We start from the raw sequence: 20,486 nt of genomic DNA on the forward strand, positions 1-20,486 counted from the left end.
GCGGCCGTGACTCCCCTGGATCATACGAAGCTCGAGGAACGGCCCGGCGCCCAGGCCCCCGAACGGGTCCGGCAACGGCTCAGGGAGCGCATCACCGGGCGAACCCCCGACGGGTACCCGCTCGCGGACCGCTCCCTCGCCCGAAGCCAGGAGGTCTCCCGGCCGTGCTCGTGGATCAGGCGGCGGCGATCCTGGCCAGCAGCGCCGGCAGGGCCGTCCCGATCGGCTCGCGGACGATCTCGGCGGCAAGGGAGTCGTAGGGGGTCTCCTCCGCGTTCACGATGATCAACCGGGCCCCGGCCTCCGCGGCCATTGCGGCCAGTGAGGCGGCGGGCTGCACCTGCAGGGTCGAGCCGACGGCGATGAAGACCTGGCATCCCTTGGCCACGGCCACCGCCTGCGCCATCATCTCGGGGTCGAGCCGCTCGCCGAACATCACGGTCGCCGCCTTGAGGATCCCGCCGCACACCAGGCAGGCGGGATCCGGCTCCCCGGCGGCCACCCGCTCCAGGGCCTCGTCCATGCCCGACCGGGCGTGGCAGGCCGTGCACACCACCGAGTGGGCGGTGCCGTGCAGCTCGAACACCTTGCGTGCGGGCATGCCGGCGAGCTGGTGCAGTCCGTCCACGTTCTGGGTGATCACCCGGACCGGTGTGCCGCCGCGCTCCAGCTCGGCCACGGCCAGGTGCGCGGCGTTCGGCCGCGCCCCGAGCGCGCCGAGCTCGGCCCGCATCAGCCAGGAGCGGCGCCGGATCTCCGGATCGGCCATGTAGTACGCGTAGGTCACGAGCTTCTCGGCGTCGGGCTCCCGACGCCAAAGGCCCTGGGGGCCCCGGTAATCCGGAATTCCGGAGTCGGTGGACATTCCGGCCCCACTGAACACGGCGACGAGCGGCTTTCCCATGTGTCGACCCTACGTACGAGCGCCGCCCGCCCGCGAACGTATTTCGGCGGCCCCGGCCGGCAGGGGCGGGAGGGTCGTTTCTGCGGTGAATCCCGCCCCCCACAGGAGTGAGATCCGGGCCGGTCCCTCCCGTGGGACCGGCCCGGTGGGTACAAATCGGACATGATGCTCAAGCCGTACAGACTCGGCGCCGTGCTGCTGGCCCTGCTCGCGCCGCCGGTCATCGCCCCCGTCCCCGCCCTGGCCGTGCCCGCCGCCACTCCCGGGGGACATACCGCCGACCAGATCGGCCGCTTCCTCGCCGGCTTCTACCGTCACCACGGCCCCTCCGCGCACGACCGGGAGCACCGCGTCTCACAGGTCCTCAAGGACAGACAGCAGGAGAACGCGGGGGTCGACGTCCTGCTCTGCGCCCAGAACGCACCGCTTGACATCGGCATCGGACCGGTCACCGTCGCCCAGGCGGCCGCGGTCGGCTGGGCGACCGTCACCACCCACTGGGCCGGCGGGGACACCGATACCTTCACGGCATACGTACGCCTCGACTCCAGGCCCATCCGGCTCGACGACGTGATCTGCGCGGGCTGACTCCGTACGGTGATCCACGGGACGGTCCGTAGGGTGGGCGCATGCCGACGACGACCGCGACCCCCACCACCGTCCTCTACTGCTCCGACCCCATGAACGAGCGCCGGGCCGACGCCCACTTCACGGCGGAGGCCCGGCAGTTGCGCGCCGCCGGAGGCACCGTCCTGCTCGTCGACCACGACGCGCTGCTCGCCGGGGACCCCGAGCGGGCGGTGGCGCGGGTGCCCCACGGGGCGGGATCCGTCTGGTACCGGGGCTGGATGGTCCCCGCCGACCGGTACGCCGAACTGGACGCGGCCCTGCGCCGGCGCGGCGGTGAGCTCGCCGTCACTCCCGAGGCCTACCGCCGGGCGCACGAACTCCCGGGCTGGTACGCGATTTTCGCCCGGCTCACCCCGGTCAGCGGCTGGTTGGCGACGGCCCCGGGGCAGGCACCGGACCCGGATCGGCTCACGGCCCTCGCCGCGACCCTTCCGCCCGGAGCCGCCGTCGTCAAGGACTACGTGAAGTCCCGCAAGCACGAGTGGGACGAGGCCTGTTACGTGCCCGACCTCGCCGACGCGGCCGCCCTGCGCCGCGTGGTCGCCCGCTTCGTCGAACTCCAGGACGGCTTCCTGACCGGCGGGGTGGTGCTGAGGGCCTTCGAGACCTTCGTCGCGCCGGAGACGGCCGCCGCGGAGGTACGAGTGTGGTGGCGGAACGGGGTGCCCCGCCTGGTCACCGCTCACCCCGACAGCCCGGTCGCCGAGGTCCCGGCGCCGGACCTGGCGCCGGTCCGGGCGGCGGTCGAGGCGCTGGGCTGCCCCTTCGTGACCACTGATCTGGCGCTGCGCGCGGACGGCGTGTGGCGGGTCGTCGAAGTGGGCGACGGGCAGGTCAGCGACCTCCACCGGGACGTCGACCCGGCGCTGCTCATAGACCTGTTGACGGCCGATCAGGCCCCGCTGCGCACCCCGTCCGCGTCTGGTACAACACCGGCATGACGGCATTCGAGATCAGCGGCGCGAGCGCCGCCGACATGGACCTGATCCGCGGCTGGGCCGAGGAGGAGGGCTGGAATCCGGGGGATTCGGACCGGTTCGCGTTCGCCGTCGCCGACCCGGAGGGATTCCTCGTCGGACGGCTCGACGGCGAACCGGTGGCCTGCATCTCCGCCGTGCGGTACGGCGACGGCTTCGGCTTCATCGGCTTCTACATCACCCGTCCCGCCTTTCGCGCTCAGGGCTACGGGATACGGCTGTGGCACGCCGGGATGGAACGCCTCGAAGGGCGGCTCGTCGGCCTGGACGGCGTCGTCGACCAGCAGGACAACTATCGAAAGTCCGGATTCCGCCCGGCCTGGAACAACATCCGTCACGAGGGCGTCCCCCGGGGGGACGGCGGCGGCGGGGCCCGGGTCGACATCGTGGACGCGGCCTCGCTGCCCTTCGGCCTGCTCGCCGCGTACGACCGGCGGTTCTTCCCCGAACCGCGTGACGCCTTCCTGTCCGCCTGGACCGGGCTGCCCGGCCGGACGGCCCTGGCCGCCGTCCGCGACGGCCGGATCGAGGGCCTCGGGGTCATCCGCCCGTGCAGCGCCGCCCCCCGGATCGGGCCGCTGTACGCGGCCACCCCGTCCGTGGCGGCCGCGCTGCTGCGGCGGCTCGCCGGGCACGCGCCCGGCGGGGTGGTCTCCCTGGACGTGCCGGACGCGAACCCGCAGGCCACCGCGCTGTGCGCGGGCTTGGGCCTGGTCCCGACCTTCGAGACTGCCCGGATGTACACCGGCCCCGCCCCGGCCCTCGCCCTGGCCGAACTGTTCGGAGTGACCAGCCTCGAACTGGGCTGAGAACACAGGGTGGTTGGCGTGCCTGCGGCCTAGACTGCGCGAGCCCGCTCGCCACCTCACCGTTCCGGGGGAAACGCCATGCCGTATCTGCTTCTGCTCGTCGCCGCCGCGCTCAGCGTGCTCGCCTGGACCAACGGCAGCGACGGCCTCGTGACCGCGAGCTGGGCGGTCTGGGGCGCCGGAGTCCTCCTCCTGGTGCTGCGTTGGCGGCGCAACCGCCACCGGTTCGCCTCACTGGAGGAGGCCGAGACGGCGGCCGCCGCGGGGAACCCACGTGCGCTGCGCGCCCTCGCACTGCGCCAGAAGCTGCTCGGCGACTTCACCGAGGCCGAGCGGCTGCTGCGCGCCGCAGTCGAGCGGGGAGACGTGGAGGCGATGTGGGAGATGGGGCGGCTCGTCGAGCAGCGGGACGGACTGCAGGAATCCGAGCCGTGGTTCCGGATGGCCGCCGAGCGCGGGCACTTCTTCGCGAAGAAGTTCTTCCGGCCCGGGCACGCCCTGAACAGGGACGGCGGCAATCCGCTGTGAGCCGGGCGGCGGTCGCACGGCGCCGCCCGGCCCGCCGCGTGATGCGGGGTCAGAAGTCGAACAGTGCGCCCGTGGTGTTGCGGAGGCCGCACGGATTGGCGAATGTGTAGGTGTAGTTGAGCCGGCGGCCCTCCCAGACGCCGTCGGCCGTCACCGTCATCGGGTCCCACTCCCTGGTGCACACGGCGTCCGCGGCCGGCGCAGCGAGCGGATCCAGCTGTGCGCCGTTCGCGCGTAATTCGCCGCACGCGGCGACCGGGTCCGGGTGCGTCCCGCCGGGCGCCGGCGCACAGACGAGCGTCACCGCACGCAGCACCGTGCCGGTGTCGGCGTCCGGCCCGGCCGTCACGCCGAGCACCAGTGCGGACGGGGCGTACAGGCTCGCCGTCCCGGCCGGGGCGGCGCCTGCCGTGCCCGGCCAGGCCAGTGCGGTGAGCGCGGTGAGCGCCATGGCGGCGGAACCGAGCCCGAGACCCCTTGCGATGGACCGCATTGCGAACACTCCCTTGGGTTGGTGTTGCGGATAGCGGACAGAGTCTTGCCCACCCGAGCCGCGAACGCCCGTTCGCACCCCCATTTTTCGTCACCGATCGTGTACGAATGACTGCAGACCGCAGCGGTGGGGGGCGGTCTGACCAGTGGGGGAGCGGCCCGCCGAATCGGCCGAACACCGACCGGGAGACGCCCCTGAAACCTGAGCGCCCGGCGGCCGTGATCTGCCCGGACGGGGTCCGCAACCCCGTCCCGGGGGCAAGGCGCCGCGCGGCTCTCGCCCGCCGCCGACCAGCTGGTCGTCATCCGCGACCCGGCCGCCGTACGGGCGCCGTGGGGCCAGGACGCCGACCTACGGGTGCTGACCGACCGGGACCGCCGCTATACCGACTCCGCCCCAGAGCGCGACAGCGAACTTCCCTGCTCGCCGTCCACGCCCGGAGCGGTACCTCCGGGCGGGGTCACCGGCTTCGCCTTCGCGGTCGCCGCCGCCCAGCGCCGCAAGGAGTTCGCCTCAGCCCGCCGCGCTCAGGCGCGGGGCGTACATCTCCAGCAGGCGGGTGCGGGTCTGCTGGAGCCGCAGTGCGAGGACGCGCCCGACCCAGTGCCCGATCGCGGACCCGAAGGCGGGGTCGGCGTCCATCAGCATCCGCACGGCCGGGGCGTCGAACTCGTACGCGCGCACCGGCGTCATCGCCTGCGCGCCGAGCTGCCACACGTACGGCGGGAACAGCCAGGACCAGCCCACGAGCTCGCCGGGGCCGAGGTTCTCCACGGGCGCGGGCTTGCGGCCGGCCACGGGGATCTCCAGCGTCACCGTGCCGGAGCGCACGATCCAGAAGGAGTCCGCCCGGTTGCCTTCGTCGAAGATCCGGGCGTTCTCCGGAAAATTGACCTCCCGGGCCTGGGACATCAGCCGTCCACGGTGTTCCGTGGACAGGACGGCGGCGATCCGGATGGGGGAAGGTGTGCTCACGACGGCCTCCGATCACGACCCCCCGCGACGGTCCTGCTCTCCCCAGTGTCGCCGACGCCCGCCGATCCGGGTGGGGCCGGACGTGGTTTATTCCGGGGATCCGGCCCGCCACCGCGTGCGCCGGGGCCCGGGGCCCTGCGGCCGCGCCGGATCTGGCCGCCGGACCGCCGTTCTAGTCTTCGGCATTCGCCTCCAGACATGCCAGCTCCATCGCGTCCAGCACCGCCTCGTGGCTGCGCCCGCTCAGCTCGGCGACGTTCTCGATCTGGGCCGTCGCCCAGGCCGCCAGGGTCATCACCAGGACCCGGAGCCCGTCGGTGCCGTGCTCTGCCAGGACGGCGTCGGCGACGACCATCGCCTCCTCGGGGACCTGCTCGGGCGGCTCCAGGCCCGCGAGGCCGCGCAGCATGGTGAGGGTGCGGCGGGAGATCTCCGGCGTCATCCCCGCCAGCCGCATGTCTTCTTCTTCGTCCATCCGCCCCGCCCTCCGTGCCCGTGCCATCACCTCAGGGCACGGTAGAGGCGCGCGGCCTCGCGCGGGGCCGTTTCGCCGGGGTGACCTCCGTGAGCACGCACCGCCCGGCCGGATCCGGAGGACGCCGTCCGGATCACGACCCTGCGGAGCCGCGCCGGAACCGTGCGGCCGGTCGGCCCTTTCCGCCGGGGGGCCGCCGGTACGCGCCTCCCGCCACGATGGCGAGCGCGGCGAGGACCAGAAGCGCCGCGACCAGAAAGGTGATCCGCATACCGGTGGCCACGGCCGCCGCGGACGCCGTGGCGACGTCGGCCGTCGCCGATGCGCGCGCGAACACGGCGCCCATGACCGACGCACCGGTGAGGAGCCCGAGATTGCGCGAGAGGTTGAGCATGCCGGACACCACGCCCCGCCGGTCCGGGAGCACGTCCGCCATGACGGACGTGCTGTTCGCCGTCTGGAACACCGCATAGCCGGCGGTGACGACGGCGAGGGGGACGACGTAGCCGAGGACGCCGAGCGCCGACGGCGTCACGGACAGGACCAGGGAACCGGCCGCCATCGCGAGGAGCCCGACGGCCGTCATGCGCCGTGCGCCGAACCGGTCCGCGGTGCGACCGGCCGGCACCCCCGTCACCGCGGCGACCAGCGGACCGACCGACAGGACGGCCCCGGCCAGGGCCTCGCCGAGCCCGAGCGTACGAGAGAGGTAGAAGGGGCCGACCACGAGCGTCGCCATCATCACCGTCGAGACGAGCGCGCTCGTGGCGAGGCTCGCGCGGAGCACCGGATCGCGGAACACCGCCCGCTGGACCAACGGCGCGGCCGCTGTCGCCTCGGCGCGCACGAACAGTCCGACCCCGCAGGCGGCGGCCACCAGCAGCGCCGTGTTCAGCGGCCCGAAACGGCCGTGACCGAGGGTCATGGCGAGCGCGTAGGCGGCCAGCGTCAGCGCGAGCAGCAGCGTGCCCAGGTGGTCGAAGCGGGCCCGGCCGGCCCGCGGCCCCTGGCGGTCGAGGGGCAGATGGCGCCCGGCGAGGAGCAGGGCCAGGAGACCCGGCGGCACGTTGACGAAGAAGATCGCCCGCCAGCCGAACCCGGCGATCAGGGCGCCGCCCAGCGACGGACCGAGCGCGGTGCCCACCGCGGACATCGTGCCGAGCAGCCCCATGGCACTGCCCGTCCTCGCCTTGGGGACCGTCTCACCCACGAACGCCATGGTGAGGGCCATCATGACGGCGGCTCCGAGGCCCTGCGCCGCCCGGGCGCCGATCAGCAGCCAGAGCGTGGGCGCGGCCCCGCACAGCACAGAGGCGCCCGTGAACAGGGATGTCCCGGCCAGGAGCAGCCGTCGACGCCCGACGAGGTCACCGAGCCGTCCGGCGCCGACGATCAGGGTGGTGATGGCGAGGAGGTAGGCGAGGACGACCCACTGGACCTCCTGGAAGGGGGCGGAGAAGACCTCTGCCAGCGTCGGCATGCCGACGTGGGCGATGCTCGTGCCGAGCGAGGACAGCAGGACGGAGAGCGAGAGGCCGGCAAGTGCCCACCGCACCGCGGGTGCCGGCCCGGCGCCGGCAGTCGGCACGGCGGTCGCGGCGGCCGGCCCGGCGGTGGCGGGTGCCGGCCCGGTGGTCGCGGCGGACGGCACGGCCCCTTCCGGCCGGCCGTCCTGCGGCGAGACCGGGCCGGCCCTCCCGTCCGAGCCGACGGGGTGCTGTCCGTGGGGGTGTCCGGGTCCGGAGTCTCTGCGTGGGCTCATGGGGAGGAGCGTGTCCGCATGCGCTCGTGGCGGCAAACAGTGTTGCCGTTTCCGGGACGCCCGGGGTGGAATGGCCGCATGGACAGTCCCCCTCCCCACCAAGCGGTCCTCGACGAGGTAGCCCCCCGGCTCAGACGGCTGCGCGCCCAGCGCGGCCTCACCCTGGCCGCGCTCTCCGAGGCGACCGGCATCTCGAAGAGCACCCTGTCCCGGCTGGAGTCCGGCGGGCGCCGCCCCAGCCTGGAACTGCTGCTGCCGCTCGCGGCGGCGTACCGCGTGCCCCTGGACGACCTGGTCGGCGCTCCGGAGGTGGGGGATCCCCGGGTCCGGCTGACTCCCCGCACCCTGCCGAACGGCGGCACGGTCGTCCCCCTGACCCGCAGCCCGGGCCCCCTCCAGGCGTTCAAGATGCTCATCCCCGACCGCGGTGGCGAGCCGGATCTCCGTACCCACGAGGGCTACGAGTGGCTGTACGTGCTCGACGGCCGGCTGCGGCTCGTCCTCGCCGAGCACGACCTGATCCTCGGCCCCGGCGAGGTGGCCGAGTTCGACACCCGGCTGCCGCACTGGTTCACCAGCGCGGACGGTCGGCCCGTGGAGATCCTCAGTCTCTTCGGGCGGCAGGGGGAGCGCATGCACATCCGCGCCAAGCCCCGCACGTGAGGGCGGACCCGCGCGAAGGCATCGGCTCGATGTGGCATCCGATGCGTCAAGTGGGATGAACCGAACGCCGAATCGCTCTAGGGTGCGCCCGTGAGCATGACCGCGGACTGCCGTTCAGCGGTTTCCGGCCATGGATCACCCGGCCGCGCGACAACGGCCGAACCGCACACCGAACTGGGGGGTTCATGCGTAGATCCCGAAACCTGGCGGCCGCTCTCGTCCTGTCCCTGGCCGGAACCGGCGCAGGAATGGGCCTCGGCCTCGTCCCACAGGCCGCGGCCGTCACCCCGCCCGTCGCCTTCACCGCCGACGCACTGCCGGCCTGGCAGCCCAACGGAGTCGTGTGGGCCCTCGCCGAGGCGGGCGGCCAGGTCTTCGCCGGCGGAACCTTCTCGACCGTGCGACCGCCCGCGGGTGGTGCCGGCAGCGAGCAGCAGGCCGTGAACTTCGTGGCGCTCGACGCCGCCACCGGCGCCCCGACCTCCTGCAAACTGTCCTTCACCGTCGGCTCCGGCACCGCGACGGTCCGTGCGCTCGCCCTCTCACCGGACAAGACCACGCTGTACGCCGGCGGCTACTTCGGCGCCGTCAACGGCACCGCCGTCTCCAGCCTCGCCGCCGTCGACGTGGCGAGTTGCACGGTGAAGAGCGGCTTCCGCCCGGCCTTCGCGGCCACCGTCCGCGCCCTCGCCGTCACCGGGGACACCGTCTACGCCGGCGGCGACTTCCTCAGCGTGGCCGGCCAGCCGCGCCGGCGCTTCGCCGCCGTCGGCGCGGCCGACGGGGCGCTCAAGCCCTTCACCGCCAACGCCGACGAGCCCGGGCGCGCCATCGAGGTCACCCCGGACGGCGACCGCGTGGTCCTCGGCGGCGACTTCTTCACCGTCAACGGCACGAACACGCACGCGCTCGCCGTCGTCGACGCGACGAGCGGCGCGCTCACCACGTCGTACGCCGGCTTCATCGAGACCAACTCCGTCGTCAAGGACGTCGCGACCGACGCCACCGGCTTCTACACCGCCAACGAGGGCACCGGCGGCGGGGTCTTCGACGGCCGGATAGCGCTCAACCTCAGCGACTTCGGCCAGCGCTGGCGCGACACCTGCCTCGGCGCCACCCAGGCCGTGCTGCCGTACCAGGGCGTGCTCTACAGCGCTTCGCACGCGCACGACTGCTCCAGCGTCGGCGAGTTCCCCGACGGCCAGCGCCACCACCTGCTCGCGCAGCCCACCGGTGGCGTCGGCAAGCTGGGCTGGGCCCCCGACACCAACGACGGCATCGGCGAGGGCATCGGCCCGCGCGTCATGACGGTCGGCTCCAAGGGAGGCGTCCAGTACCTGTGGGTCGGCGGGGAGTTCACCACCGTCAACGGGGCGGCGCAGCAAAGCCTGACGCGCTTCGCCTCCACCGGGGACAGCGGCGCGCCCACCGTGCCCGTGGCGAGCGCCGTCAGTTTCAAGCCCGGCGAGGTCCAGGTGCGATGGCGCACCAGCCTCGACCTCGACGACAGCGCGGTGACGTACAAGGTCTACCGGAACGGCGCGGCCGCGCCGGTCGCCACGGTCACCGCCGACTCGCTGTTCTTCAAGCGCCCGCAGGCCTCCTGGACCGACACCACCGTCACGCCGGGCCAGTCGTACACCTACCGGGTGACGGCCACCGACGCGGTGGGCAACACCAGCGCCCTGTCCGCGACGGCGAGCGTGACGGTCCCCACCACGGTGGACGGCTACCCGAACCAGGTCCGCACCGACGGGGCCCAGCAGTACTGGCGCTACGACGAATCGTCCCTGCCCTTCGCCGGGGACTCCTCGTCCGGCGGGAACCAGAGCGGCGTGCACCTGAACGCCCCCGCCCTGCGCCAGAGCCCCGGCGCGGTCTCCGGCGCGAGCACGGCGATCGGCTTCAACGGCACGGACACCCAGGTGTACGGGGACAAGCGGCAGACGGTGGGCGGCACCTACACCATCGAGACCTGGTTCAGGACGAACACCACCCGGGGCGGCAAGCTCTTCGGCTTCGGCAACAACCAGGCGCGCGGCAGCAATCAGTACGACAAGCACATCTACATGACGAATGACGGACGGCTGGTCTACGGCGTCTACACCGGAGCCACCCGTACCGTCACCACCAGCGGCACGTACAACGACAACCAGTGGCACCACGTCGTGGCGACCCAGGGACCCGGCGGGATGACCCTCTACGTGGACGGCGTCCAGCGGGGCACCCTCGCCGTCACCACGCACGAGAACTTCTCGGGCTACTGGCACGCCGGCGGCGACAGCCTCGGCGGCTGGCCCGACCGCCCGACCAGCGAGTACTGGGCGGGACAGCTCGACGAGACCGCCGTCTACCCCACCGTCCTCGGCGCGGCCCAGGTGCAGAACCACTACGCCCTCGCCACGGCCCCGGCCGACTCGGTGGTCCAGGTCACCGCGGCTGAGGACACCTACGCCAACGCGGGCGCCCCCGCCGCGAACTACGGCACCTCGGGATCACTCGCGGTCCGCGGCACCTCGTTCTACGCGAGCTACCTGCGCTTCAATCTGCCCGCCGCACCCGCGGGCACGGTGCTGAAGTCGGCCGCCCTCAGCGTCAAGACGAGCACCATGAGCGGCGCCGGTACGACGGACACCGTCTCGGTCGTCCCGGTGACCGGGTCGTGGACCGAGGGCGGCACGACGTACGACAACCGCCCCGCCCTGGGCGGTCCGGCGCTCGGCGCATTCGCGGGGATCCCTGACGGTTCGGCGGTGCACACCACCGGACTGACCACCGCGACCGTCGCTGCGGCGCTCGGCACCGACTACGGTCTGGCGCTGAGCAGCACCGGAACCGACGCCCTGTGGCTGTGGTCCTCCGAGGCGCAGGCAGGCGAGGGGACGCCGCGGCTGACCCTGATCTTCGGCGCGCCGTGACCTGAGGGATCGAACGAGCACGACGACCCGGGCCCGCCCGGAACCGGCCTGCGCCTGACCCTCAGCCCAGGTCGTAGGTGAAGGAGTAGGCGACGGAGGATTCGCCGTGGCGGAAGGTGAATCCTCCGGAGCCCGTCAGCCCGGCGAGGTCTCCGGTGGCCGAACCGGGTACCACCTCGAAGCGGCAGACGGTGCCGGTCGCGTCGAAGGTGCCGCGCTCCTCCAGTACGAAGGTGCCCTCGCGGCCGTCGACGCTGCCGGCGAGCAGTTCCATGCCGCTGTAACTGCCGACGTTCTCCCCGGTGTAGGCGATCGTGTAGTCGCAGGCGGTCCGAGGAGCATCGATCCCACCGGTGAAGGCATTGGTGACACGGGCGTGGGCGAGCCGCGGCACGGCCTCCGCGGGGCCGACCGGGCTCTCCTCCCAGTCGGCGAAGGTGAAGCGGCCACCGGTCTCTACGGGCGTGGGCATGACGGTCCTCTCGGCCGGCCGAACGGTCTGCTCCGCCCGGCGGTTCATCAGGGTGCCCCCTCAGGCTGACAGCGGTACCTGACACCTCCTGTCAGGTACCGCGAAGTGCGACGACAATGGGCACCATGCGCGCCGACCGGCTCCTCTCCCTGCTCCTGCTCCTGCAGAACCGCGGGCGGATGACCGCGCCCGAACTCGCCGCCGAACTCGAGGTGTGCGTGCGCACCGTCTACCGGGACATCGACGCCCTCGGCGCCTCCGGCGTCCCCGTCCTCGCCGACCGGGGCCCGGCCGGCGGGTACCGGCTGGCCGACGGCTACCGCACCCGCCTCACCGGCCTCACCGACACCCAGGCCGGCTCCCTCTTCCTGGCGGGCGCCCCCGGACCCGCGCGGGAACTCGGCCTCGGCGCCGACCTGGCCGCCGCGCAGCTGAAGCTGCAGGCCGCGCTCCCCGCCGCACTCGCCGGACGGGCCCGGCAGATCCGGGACCGCTTCCACCTGGACGCGCCCGCCTGGTTCCGGGAGGCCGACCCCGTCCCGTACCTCGCGCAGATCGCCCAGGCCGTCTGGGACCAGCGCCTCCTGCACGCCCACTACCGCCGCCGGCGCGGCGAGGTGCGGCGCGAGCTGCAGCCCCTCGGCCTCGTCCTCAAGGGCGGCATCTGGTACCTCGTCGCCGGGATCGAGGAGGCGGTGCGCACCTACCGGGTCTCGCGGTTCCTGGCGGTGGAGAGCGCGGCGGACGGTTTCGAACGGCCCACCGGATTCGAACTCGCGGCGTACTGGCAGGAGTCCACCGACCGCCTGGACGCGGCGCTGCACCAGCAGACCGCGGAGCTGCGCCTGTCCCCGCGCGGTCAGCGGCTGCTGCCCATGCAGTTCGGGGCGGCGGGCGCGCGGGCGCTCGCCGACGCCGGCCCGGCCGACACGGCCGGCTGGGTGCGGCTGCGGCTCCCCGTCGAGTCCGAGGCCGTCGCCGTCGGCGACCTGCTCCGACTCGGCACGGAGGCCGAGGTGCTCGGCCCGCCCGCACTGCGCCGCGCCCTCGCCGAGACGGTGACCGCCCTCGCCGGACGCTACGCCCGCCCGCTGAGCCCCCGCGCCCGCTGAGCCCCCGCGCCCGCCGAGTCCCCGAGGCTCCCGGGGCCCGGGTGGTCAGCGCGGGGGTTCCACCTCCAGGAAGCGGCGTCGGCGAGGGCCGCGGTACAGCAGGCACACCCAGCCCAGCCCTTCCAGCACGGCCGCACAGGCCGTCAGCCGCTCCTGCTCCTCCTCGGCCGCGCCGCCTCCGGGCGGCCCGAGCCACGTCACCTCCACCCGTCCGGGCTCGGGCCCTGCGGCCACGCGGTAGCCCGTGCGCGTACGCCGCCCGTCCGCGTCCAGCGCCGACGGGGTGATCCCCGAGGCCTCCAGTACGAGGGCCACGGCGCGCGGCAGCTGCCGTACCTCCCACGGCGCGGGAACCGCGGTGCCGGCCGGGCCGTTGACCAGACGGCGGATCTGCAGCAGCCCCTCGTACGCCGTGCGCAGCTCGGCCTCGCGCCCGCCGGGCGCCGCGGCCGGGCCGTCACCGGTCGCGGCCTCGAAACCCTGCCCCGATACCGTCATCACCTACCACCCGCCCCCTCCGTCTGAGTATCTCGAGACCAACCGCCTGAGTATCCGCCCCGATTCCCCGCCGCGCCGCCGCTGGTCGAATGGGGGCATGACTTCCGACGCCCCGCGCAGCGCGACCGTCCGCCCGCGCATGCAGCACGTGACCACCGCCGGCTCGGCCCTGGCCGTGGCCCTGGTCCCGCTGGTGGTCGGCGTCCTGTTCGCGAAGGCGATGGCCGCCGACCCGATGACCCCGGTCAACGCCCTGATCGCGAGCGGCGGCCAGCGGGCCGTGCTGCCCCGGGGGGAGTGGAAGCGGCGCGGCCACAACACCGTACGCAGGCTGCGCACGGCCCGCCGCGACACCGCCCGGCGCTGCGCCCGCGCCTGCGGAAGCCGCCCCTGAGGCCCGTCCTGCCGGACCGCGGTGGACTCAGGGCGTGGGGGCCAGGGGCTGCTGCAGTTCGGTGACCCACTGGTCCGGGTCCTCCGGGCAGGCGAGGGTCAACTCCCGTGTGTACCCGGCCGAACGGTGGCCGTGCGCCTCGATCCACCGCGCCAGGGCCTGGGCCGTCGGCAGGACCCCGTCCATCGAGCCCCGGTGCACCACGGTCGCGGCCCGCTCCACCCCCGGCAGCGTGACGATCCGTACCTCGCCCCCGAGATCGTCGGCACGGACCGAGGACGCCACCGGCAGCCCGGCGCGGACGAGGATCGCCGTCCCGGACTCGGCGCCGGGCGCGTCCTCGTACGACGCGATGCCCGGGCCGGTCGGGACGACTCCGGCCTCCTCGACGCGGCGGCACAGCTCGTCGAAGAGCGGGCCGATGACCGGGCCGATGTCCTGCGGTTCGAAGCTCCCGGCCGTCCCGGTCAGCTCGGCGAGCCGGACGGGCGGAAGGCTCTTCACGACGATGTCGTCGGCAGGCATGGTTCCCTCGCTTTCGATGGTCCGGAGCCTCGCCTCGACCTGGACCAGCCGGGCCGCCGCGGCGGCCATGGCGGTCTCCAGTTCCGCCTGCCGCAGCCGCAGCATGCCGCGCAGCTCCTGCGAATCCACCCGCTCGTCGAGGATCGTCCCCACCTGGTCGAGGCTGAAGCCGAGCTCCTTGAGCGCGATGACACGGTTGAGCCGGGCGAGCTGGCCGGCCTCGTAGAAGCGGTAGCCGGTGAAGGGGTCGACACGCGCCGGGCGCAGCAGTCCGAGGGCGTCGTAGTGACGCAGCATGCGGACCGACACCCGGCCGTGCTTGGCGAAGTCTCCGATGGTGAACATGACGCTCTCCACGACAAGGTCTGACACAGGGGGAGGGTCAAGCGTCGCATCCTGCACGGACCCGGTCAGCGGCCGTACTGCCGCAGACACAGGTCGACGACGGACGGCGGTACGACGCCCTCCGCGGCCGCGCACAACTCGTCCGGGCGGGGAGGCGGGGCCGGCCGACGGCGCGGCCGGGCGGTCGCCTTCCCCGGCAGGCGCGTCCACCGGTGCGGCGCCGCCGCCTTCGTGCGCGCCCGCTCGCCGGCCGGTTCCGGGCTCGCTTCCGCCATCGGGTCCGCCACCGGACCGTGCGGCGCGGGCACCGGCAGCGGGCCCAGGGGCAGGGCGGGCAGGGAGAGGGGCGAGGGTTCGATTGGTGCACCGGCGGGCGGCACGGAACCCCGGACGGGAACCGGAGCCGGATCCTGCGGCCCGACGGAGACACAGCCGGCGCCGGCGAGGAGCGCGGCGAGGGAGAGGGGCACGGCCCGGCGTAACTGCATCCGACCACCTTGCCGCACGGGCCGCCCGGCCCGGTTCCCCGCTTCACGCGCGCGGGTGACACCGGGCCGGTCCGGACGGCAGGGGCGTGTGGCAGATTGGAACGGCAGTGCGGGCGGCGGGGGAGGCGCGACCCCCGGCGCCCCGTGCTGCCGCGCCCTGCCCGCCGCTCGCCCGTACGGAGTACCGATCCATGACGTCAGCCGCCGCGCCCGGCAACCCCGCGCCCTTCCCCGAGTCCGGCCCGCCACCCGTCGGCTCCGAGTCCGGCCCGCCACCCGTCGGCTCCGAGTCCGGCCCGTCCACGTCCGGCCCGTCCACGTCCGGCCCGACGCCCACCGGCTCCCAGTCCGGACCTGCCGCAGGCCCCCCGCCCGCCGTCCGTCCGGCGGCCGGACCGGGACCGGGGAGCGGTTGCGCCCCGTGGAAGGGCTGGGCGGCCGTGTGCGCGGTCGCGCTCGGCATCTTCTGCCTGATCACCTCCGAGCTGCTGCCCGTCGGCCTGCTCACCCCCGTCGGGGCCGACCTCGGTGTGTCCGACGGGACCGCCGGACTGATGGTCACCGTCCCCGGGCTGGTCGCCGGAGTGTGCGCGCCGCTGGTCACCGTGGGAGCCGGCCGCCTCGACCGCCGGCTCGTGCTCTGCGTGCTCATCGCCCTGATGGCCGCCGCCAACCTCGCCGCCGCCCTCGCCCCGGACTTCGCCGTCGTGCTGGCCGCCCGCCTGCTCGTGGGGGTCAGCGTCGGCGGATTCTGGGCCATCGCCGGCGGACTCGCCGTGCGCCTGGTCCCCGAGCGCCACGTCGGCCGGGCGACCGCCCTCGTCTTCGGCGGTGTCCCCACCGCCTCCGTGCTCGGCGTCCCCGCCGGCACCCTGCTCGGCGAACTCGGCGGATGGCGCACCGCCTTCGCGGCGGTCGGCGCCCTCGGCCTCGTCACGCTGGCCGCCCTGCTCCTGCTGCTGCCCCCGCTGCCGCCGACCCGGCACATCGCCTTCCCCGAACTCCCCGCCCTGCTCCGCGGCAATCCCGCCGTCCGGGCCGGCGTCATCGTCACCTTCCTCGTGGTGACCGGGCAGTTCGCCGCCTACACCTTCGTACGGCCGATCCTGCAGGACGTCTCCGGAATCGACGCCGCATACGTCAGCACCCTGCTGCTCGGCTACGGCGTCGCGGGCGTCGCGGGCAACTTCCTGGCCGGGGCGCGTGACCCGTATCGGACCCTGCTCGCCGTCAGCGCCTCCCTCGGCGTGATCCTCGCGCTCATCGCCGTCCTTCCGGGACCGGTCACCGGGATCACGCTGCTGCTCGCCTGGGGACTGGTGTACGGAGGCGTCTCGGTGAGCCTGCAGAGTTGGATGATCAAGGCAGCCCCGGCCGCCGCCGAAGCCGCGTCCTCGCTCATGGTGGCCATGTTCAACCTCGCCATAGCGGCGGGCGCGCTGCTCGGCGGCCTCGCGGTCGACGGCATCTCCGCACCCGCCGCCCCGCTCGGCGGAGCCGCCCTGATGCTCGTGGCGGCCGCCACCGTCTGGGCCACCGCCGTGCGCCGCCGGCCCGACGCCCTCGACTGAGCGGTGGGGCGAAGCGGGAGAATCGCACCCGACAGACCGGACGGCCGGGAGCAGATCGGACATGGGGCTTGACCTGGCCCGTTCCGGGGGCAAGAGTGCGCCCGAATCAAGAACCACTGCTTGAGCCGCACTTCGGAGATACACCAGATGTCCACATCCGTTCGCACCTCGCTCCCCCCGGCCACGATCGGCGGTTCTCCGGCCCTCGGCGCCCCCGGCACCCCCACCGCCGGTCGGGTCCCGGCGCAGGCCGCCCGGCGGCGCAGAGACTGACCGGCCGGGCAGGGGGCGGCACCGCACCGCGCAGGCCCCCGCCCCGCCGGGAGACAACCATGTCCCAGGACCCTGACGAGAGCGGGATCGTCCCCGACGACCACCTGCTCGTACGCCCGTACGTCGCCCCCTCGAGCCGGCCGCCACGGTCGACGGCGCCCGCCTGGCCGCAGACCGGACTCCCCGTCTTCCCCGGCCCGGAGGGCGGCCCGGTCGCCGGTGCCCCCGCTGCCGCCCCGCCCGCGGTCCGCCGTGACGTGGAGCCGGGAACGGGCCGTGGCCGGGGCGGCGGCAGCCGGCTTCCGGCGGCCGTCCTCACCCTCCTCGCGCTCTCGGCCGTGGGCACGCTGGTGCTGCTGCTGCTGCTGCTGCTGGACGGACCGGACCCCGAACCGTCCCGGGCCGCGCCGCCGGCCGAGCTGTCCGTGCCGGTGCTCCCCGGGCGCGGCCCCGGCACCGGAGACGAGGAACCCGGGCCGACCGCGTCCGTACGCTCCGCATCGCCCTCGTCCACGGGAGCCCCGGATGCGGCCGAGAACCGGAGCACGAAGCCGGCGCCCCCGCCGAGCGCGTCGGCCCCGTCCCCGTCCGGCGGCTCGGCCACCCTGCGGATGGGGGACACCGGACCCGAGGTGCGCGCCCTGCAGGAGATGCTCTACGGGCAGGGGTTCACGTACGTCTCCGTCACCGGTGTCTACGACGCCCAGACCAAGCGCGGCGTCAGCCAGCTCCAGCGCGACCGGTCCGTCAAGGGCGACCCCCCGGGCGTCTACGGTCCGGCCACCCGGGCGGCGATGGAGTAGCGGCGGGGATGGGGGGTCTTTGAAGGTCAGCGGCCGCCGGAGACCCGCAGCACGGTGCCCGTCGTGTACGAGGCGTCCGCGGACAGCAGCCAGGCGATCGCCCCGGCGATCTCCTCGAGCAGGCCGGGCCGTCCGAGCGGGAGGCCAGCGGCGGCCCGGGCCGGACGGTCGGGATCGCCCATCGCCGCGTGCATGCCGGTCTGGATGACGCCGGGCGCCAGGGCGTTGACCCGGATCCCGTCAGGGCCGAGCTCCTTGGAGAGCCCCACGGTCAGCGCGTCGGCGGCCGCCTTGGTGGCCGCGTAGTGCACGTAGTCCCCGGGGCTGCCGAGGGTGGCGGCCGCGGACGAGACGTTCACGATCGCCCCGCCGCCGGCCTCCGCCATGTCCCGGGCGGCCCGGCGGCAGCACAGCAGGTACCCGAGGAGGTTCACCTCGACCACCCGCCGCAGGTCCTCGGTCCGGGCGTCGGCGAGCCGGCCCAGCGGGCCGGTCACCCCCGCGTTGTCGACGAGCCCGGTCACCGTGCCCAGTTCGGCGCCGGCGATGCCGAAGAGCCGCTCCACGGCGCACTCCTCGGAGGTGTCCCCCCTCCGCACGGTCACACAACGGGCCCCGGCCGACGTATACGCGCCGCGACGGACTCGGCCGCCGCCTCGTCGCGGGCGTATCCCAGCACCAGGTCGTACCCGTCGGCGGCCGGCCGCAGACAGGTCGCCGCACCGATGCCCCTGCTGCCGCCGGTGACGACGGTGACCGGACGACGTGACATGTGAGCCTCCCGAGGCGCGCAACGGTGAGCGCGGGCGACCGTGGACGCCCGCGCGGTGCGGCAGGCTAACACCGCGATAATCGCTGGACCAGCGGAAATGGCGGAACGGAAAGTGGTCGTCACCGACGCGCCGCACGACCGGGCGTCGGCCGCGTACGTGACGACCCGTGGGAGACCTCCATGTCCACTCTGCGAGTGACCGCCGAAGAGCTGACCGTCCATGAGCATCCGAACGCCGATGCGCTGGAGCTGGCCCAGGTGGGCCTGTACCGAGCCGTGATCGCCAAGGGCGCCTACCGCACCGGCGAGTTCGCGCTCTACATACCCGAACAGGCCGTGCTGCCCGCCGCCCTGATCGAGGAGCTGGGCCTCACCGGGCGGCTGTCCGGCGGCTCCGCCGACCGGGTCAAGGCGGTCCGGCTGCGCGGTGAACTCTCGCAGGGCCTGGTGTGCAGGCCGCGCGCGCTCGCCGACGTCGACCTGGCGCAGGCGGCCGAGGAGGGCACGGACTTCGCGGAGCTGCTCGGAATCACCAAATGGGCCCCGCCCGTCCCCACCACCATGGACGGAGACGTCGAAGCCGCCGCCGACCTGCTGCCGTGGGTCGACGTCGAGAACCTCCAGCGCTACCCGCACATCTTCGAGCCCGGCGAGCCGGTCGTCCTCACCGAGAAACTGCACGGCACCGCCTGCCTGTTCACGTACGTCGTCGAGGACGAGCGGTCCCTGGTCTCCTCCAAGGGGTTCGGCTCGAAGGGGCTGGCGCTCAAGGAGGACGAGCGCAACATTTACTGGCGGGCCGTCCGCGGCCACGGCGTGCCGGCCGTCGCGGAGGCCCTGGCGGCCCGGCTCGGCGCCACCCGCGTAGGGATCTTCGGCGAGGTGTACGGAGCGGGCGTCCAGGACCTGTCGTACGGGACCGACGTGCGCACCGCCGACACGCCGCCCGGATACGCCGTCTTCGACGTGTCCGCCGAGATCGACGGACAGGTGCGCTGGCTGGACGCGGCCGCCGTCCTGGAGGACGGCGAACTGCCGCTGGTACCACGGTTGTACGAGGGCTTGTACGACCTCGACACGGTGCTGGAGCTGGCGAGCGGCCGCGAGACCGTGTCGGGACGGGAGGCGCACCTGCGCGAGGGCGTCGTGATCCGGTCGTCGACGGAGCGGTACAGCCCGGTCGTGGGCGGCCGCGCGATCGCCAAGGCGGTCAGCCCGGCGTACCTGACCCGCAAGGGCGGCACGGAGTACGAGTGACCGGATCCATGGGAGCCATGGGAGCCATGGAAGCCGTGGAGTCTCGCGGCCCGGAGCCGAGGTCGTGATCACCCTCTAGGGTGATCGGATGCCTGCCACCGATGCCCTGTCCCGGGCGCTCGACACCCGGGGCGAACCGCCGCTGCGACCCCTGCCGCCGACCGTGTCCGCGCTGCTGCGCGCCCTGGCCGCCCCGCCCAGGCTGGCCGCTCACCTGCGGCTCGTCCACGACGTCGCGTGCGAGCTCGCGGACTGGCTGGCGGGGCACTGCCCGGCCCTGACCCTCGACCGCGAGGCCGTGCTCTTCGGGGCGGCCACGCACGACATCGGCAAGGCGGTGCACACCGCCGAACTGAGCGGGCCGGGCTCTGAACACGAGCCGGCGGGCCGGGTACTCCTGCTTGCGCACGGCTTCACCGAGGACCGGGCCCGGTTCGCCGCGACGCACGCCTCATGGGGCGAAGAGGGCGTGAGTGTGGAGGAGTTGCTGGTCAGCGTCGCCGACAAGGTGTGGAAGGGCAAGCGGATCCAAGCCCTGGAGGACCTCCTGGTGGACCGCCTGGCCGCGGCGGCCGGCACCGAGCGCTGGGCGGCGTACCTCGAGCTGGACGACGTGCTCGGGCGGATCGCGGAGGGCGCGGACGGGCGGCTCGGCTTCCAGGCCGCCTTCCCCGTGCACGCCTGACCGCCCGCGCCGCAGGGCACCGCACCCGGGCCCCTGCCGGCGCACGTCGAGCCCGCGGCAGGCCAGTCGAGCCCCGCGCCCCTACCCACGTCGGGCCCGCGCCACGCCGCGCCGCGCCCGCCCGCCTCGTGGGGCGGGCGCGACGTGCGTGGTGGGA

At 74.1% G+C, this 20,486-nt stretch carries 21 protein-coding genes and 1 pseudogene; 12 read left to right on the forward strand and 10 right to left on the reverse strand.

The annotated features are described in order from the left end of the window. Positions 1 to 175: 175 nt before the first annotated feature. Positions 176 to 904 carry an SIR2 family NAD-dependent protein deacylase gene (locus ACWGIF_RS21780; RefSeq protein WP_453499759.1) on the reverse strand — a complete coding sequence of 243 codons (729 nt, stop codon included), beginning with the start codon at positions 902 to 904 and terminating at the stop codon, positions 176 to 178. Positions 905 to 1,066: 162 nt separating this feature from the next. Here ACWGIF_RS21780 and ACWGIF_RS21785 point away from each other — a divergent pair, with 162 nt between their 5' ends. From ACWGIF_RS21785 to ACWGIF_RS21800, 4 genes are all read left to right on the forward strand, one after another. Next, the gene (locus ACWGIF_RS21785) at positions 1,067 to 1,492 is read left to right on the forward strand and encodes a hypothetical protein (protein ID WP_453499761.1); all 426 of its coding nucleotides are present in this window, start codon (positions 1,067 to 1,069) and stop codon (positions 1,490 to 1,492) included. Between the two features lie 41 nt (positions 1,493 to 1,533). Further along, positions 1,534 to 2,475, forward strand: a complete 942-nt coding sequence (locus tag ACWGIF_RS21790; RefSeq protein ID WP_453499763.1) for an ATP-grasp domain-containing protein — start codon at positions 1,534 to 1,536, stop codon at positions 2,473 to 2,475. Then, positions 2,472 to 3,320 carry a GNAT family N-acetyltransferase gene (locus tag ACWGIF_RS21795; protein ID WP_453499765.1) on the forward strand — a complete coding sequence of 283 codons (849 nt, stop codon included), beginning with the start codon at positions 2,472 to 2,474 and terminating at the stop codon, positions 3,318 to 3,320. Before ACWGIF_RS21790 ends, ACWGIF_RS21795 begins: the two co-directional genes overlap by 4 nt. 78 nt (positions 3,321 to 3,398) lie before the next feature. Then, positions 3,399 to 3,848 (forward strand): sel1 repeat family protein, encoded by a 450-nt coding sequence (locus ACWGIF_RS21800; RefSeq protein WP_453499767.1) that lies wholly within the window; start codon positions 3,399 to 3,401, stop codon positions 3,846 to 3,848. A gap of 49 nt (positions 3,849 to 3,897) precedes the next feature. Here ACWGIF_RS21800 and ACWGIF_RS21805 read toward each other — a convergent pair whose 3' ends face one another. From ACWGIF_RS21805 to ACWGIF_RS21820, 4 genes are all read right to left on the reverse strand, one after another. Continuing rightward, positions 3,898 to 4,341 carry an SSI family serine proteinase inhibitor gene (locus ACWGIF_RS21805; protein WP_453499769.1) on the reverse strand — a complete coding sequence of 148 codons (444 nt, stop codon included), beginning with the start codon at positions 4,339 to 4,341 and terminating at the stop codon, positions 3,898 to 3,900. A 513-nt stretch (positions 4,342 to 4,854) separates the two neighbouring features. Beyond that, positions 4,855 to 5,316 carry a Crp/Fnr family transcriptional regulator gene (locus ACWGIF_RS21810; RefSeq protein WP_453499771.1) on the reverse strand — a complete coding sequence of 154 codons (462 nt, stop codon included), beginning with the start codon at positions 5,314 to 5,316 and terminating at the stop codon, positions 4,855 to 4,857. A gap of 172 nt (positions 5,317 to 5,488) precedes the next feature. Beyond that, positions 5,489 to 5,791: a hypothetical protein gene (locus ACWGIF_RS21815; RefSeq protein ID WP_453499773.1), complete on the reverse strand. Its 303-nt coding sequence runs from the start codon at positions 5,789 to 5,791 to the stop codon at positions 5,489 to 5,491. A 133-nt stretch (positions 5,792 to 5,924) separates the two neighbouring features. Further along, on the reverse strand, positions 5,925 to 7,553 hold the full coding sequence (locus ACWGIF_RS21820) for an MFS transporter (protein WP_453499775.1): 1,629 nt from the start codon (positions 7,551 to 7,553) through the stop codon (positions 5,925 to 5,927). Positions 7,554 to 7,631: 78 nt separating this feature from the next. Here ACWGIF_RS21820 and ACWGIF_RS21825 point away from each other — a divergent pair, with 78 nt between their 5' ends. Both ACWGIF_RS21825 and ACWGIF_RS21830 read left to right on the forward strand, forming a co-directional pair. Beyond that, entirely contained in the window at positions 7,632 to 8,216 is a 585-nt protein-coding gene (locus ACWGIF_RS21825; protein WP_453499777.1) for a helix-turn-helix domain-containing protein, read from the forward strand. 185 nt (positions 8,217 to 8,401) lie between these two features. Beyond that, complete coding sequence (locus tag ACWGIF_RS21830; protein ID WP_453499779.1) at positions 8,402 to 11,134, forward strand: DNRLRE domain-containing protein; 2,733 nt, start codon at positions 8,402 to 8,404, stop codon at positions 11,132 to 11,134. A gap of 61 nt (positions 11,135 to 11,195) precedes the next feature. On the opposite strand, the gene ACWGIF_RS21835 is transcribed toward ACWGIF_RS21830, so the two are convergent. Beyond that, positions 11,196 to 11,606 carry a DUF3224 domain-containing protein gene (locus ACWGIF_RS21835; RefSeq protein WP_453499781.1) on the reverse strand — a complete coding sequence of 137 codons (411 nt, stop codon included), beginning with the start codon at positions 11,604 to 11,606 and terminating at the stop codon, positions 11,196 to 11,198. A gap of 125 nt (positions 11,607 to 11,731) precedes the next feature. On the opposite strand from ACWGIF_RS21835, the gene ACWGIF_RS21840 reads away from it, so the two are divergent. Then, positions 11,732 to 12,718: a helix-turn-helix transcriptional regulator gene (locus tag ACWGIF_RS21840; protein ID WP_453499783.1), complete on the forward strand. Its 987-nt coding sequence runs from the start codon at positions 11,732 to 11,734 to the stop codon at positions 12,716 to 12,718. 45 nt (positions 12,719 to 12,763) lie between these two features. Here the strand turns inward: ACWGIF_RS21840 and ACWGIF_RS21845 are convergent, their stop codons facing one another. Then, the gene (locus ACWGIF_RS21845; RefSeq protein ID WP_453499785.1) at positions 12,764 to 13,216 is read right to left on the reverse strand and encodes a hypothetical protein; all 453 of its coding nucleotides are present in this window, start codon (positions 13,214 to 13,216) and stop codon (positions 12,764 to 12,766) included. Positions 13,217 to 13,313: 97 nt separating this feature from the next. Between ACWGIF_RS21845 and ACWGIF_RS21850 the strand changes: the two genes are divergently transcribed. Next, positions 13,314 to 13,610 (forward strand): hypothetical protein, encoded by a 297-nt coding sequence (locus tag ACWGIF_RS21850; protein WP_453499787.1) that lies wholly within the window; start codon positions 13,314 to 13,316, stop codon positions 13,608 to 13,610. Positions 13,611 to 13,637: 27 nt separating this feature from the next. On the opposite strand, the gene ACWGIF_RS21855 is transcribed toward ACWGIF_RS21850, so the two are convergent. Together ACWGIF_RS21855 and ACWGIF_RS21860 are read right to left on the reverse strand one after the other, a co-directional pair. Continuing rightward, positions 13,638 to 14,480, reverse strand: a complete 843-nt coding sequence (locus ACWGIF_RS21855) for a MerR family transcriptional regulator (protein WP_453499813.1) — start codon at positions 14,478 to 14,480, stop codon at positions 13,638 to 13,640. A 65-nt stretch (positions 14,481 to 14,545) separates the two neighbouring features. Further along, positions 14,546 to 14,755, reverse strand: a complete 210-nt coding sequence (locus ACWGIF_RS21860; protein ID WP_453499789.1) for a hypothetical protein — start codon at positions 14,753 to 14,755, stop codon at positions 14,546 to 14,548. Positions 14,756 to 15,159: 404 nt separating this feature from the next. Here ACWGIF_RS21860 and ACWGIF_RS21865 point away from each other — a divergent pair, with 404 nt between their 5' ends. Together ACWGIF_RS21865 and ACWGIF_RS21870 are read left to right on the forward strand one after the other, a co-directional pair. Further along, entirely contained in the window at positions 15,160 to 16,539 is a 1,380-nt protein-coding gene (locus ACWGIF_RS21865; protein ID WP_453499791.1) for an MFS transporter, read from the forward strand. A 332-nt stretch (positions 16,540 to 16,871) separates the two neighbouring features. Then, positions 16,872 to 17,615, forward strand: a complete 744-nt coding sequence (locus ACWGIF_RS21870) for a peptidoglycan-binding domain-containing protein (protein ID WP_453499793.1) — start codon at positions 16,872 to 16,874, stop codon at positions 17,613 to 17,615. 26 nt (positions 17,616 to 17,641) lie between these two features. Here ACWGIF_RS21870 and ACWGIF_RS21875 read toward each other — a convergent pair. Beyond that, positions 17,642 to 18,387 (reverse strand): annotated as a pseudogene (locus ACWGIF_RS21875) (SDR family oxidoreductase). Positions 18,388 to 18,567: 180 nt separating this feature from the next. On the opposite strand from ACWGIF_RS21875, the gene ACWGIF_RS21880 reads away from it, so the two are divergent. Next, positions 18,568 to 19,644, forward strand: coding sequence for an RNA ligase (ATP) (locus tag ACWGIF_RS21880; RefSeq protein ID WP_453499795.1), 1,077 nt, complete (start codon positions 18,568 to 18,570; stop codon positions 19,642 to 19,644). An 88-nt stretch (positions 19,645 to 19,732) separates the two neighbouring features. Then, on the forward strand, positions 19,733 to 20,329 hold the full coding sequence (locus ACWGIF_RS21885; protein ID WP_453499797.1) for an HD domain-containing protein: 597 nt from the start codon (positions 19,733 to 19,735) through the stop codon (positions 20,327 to 20,329). Positions 20,330 to 20,486 lie beyond the last annotated feature (157 nt).

Source organism: Streptomyces sp. NPDC054849 (assembly GCF_053610945.1).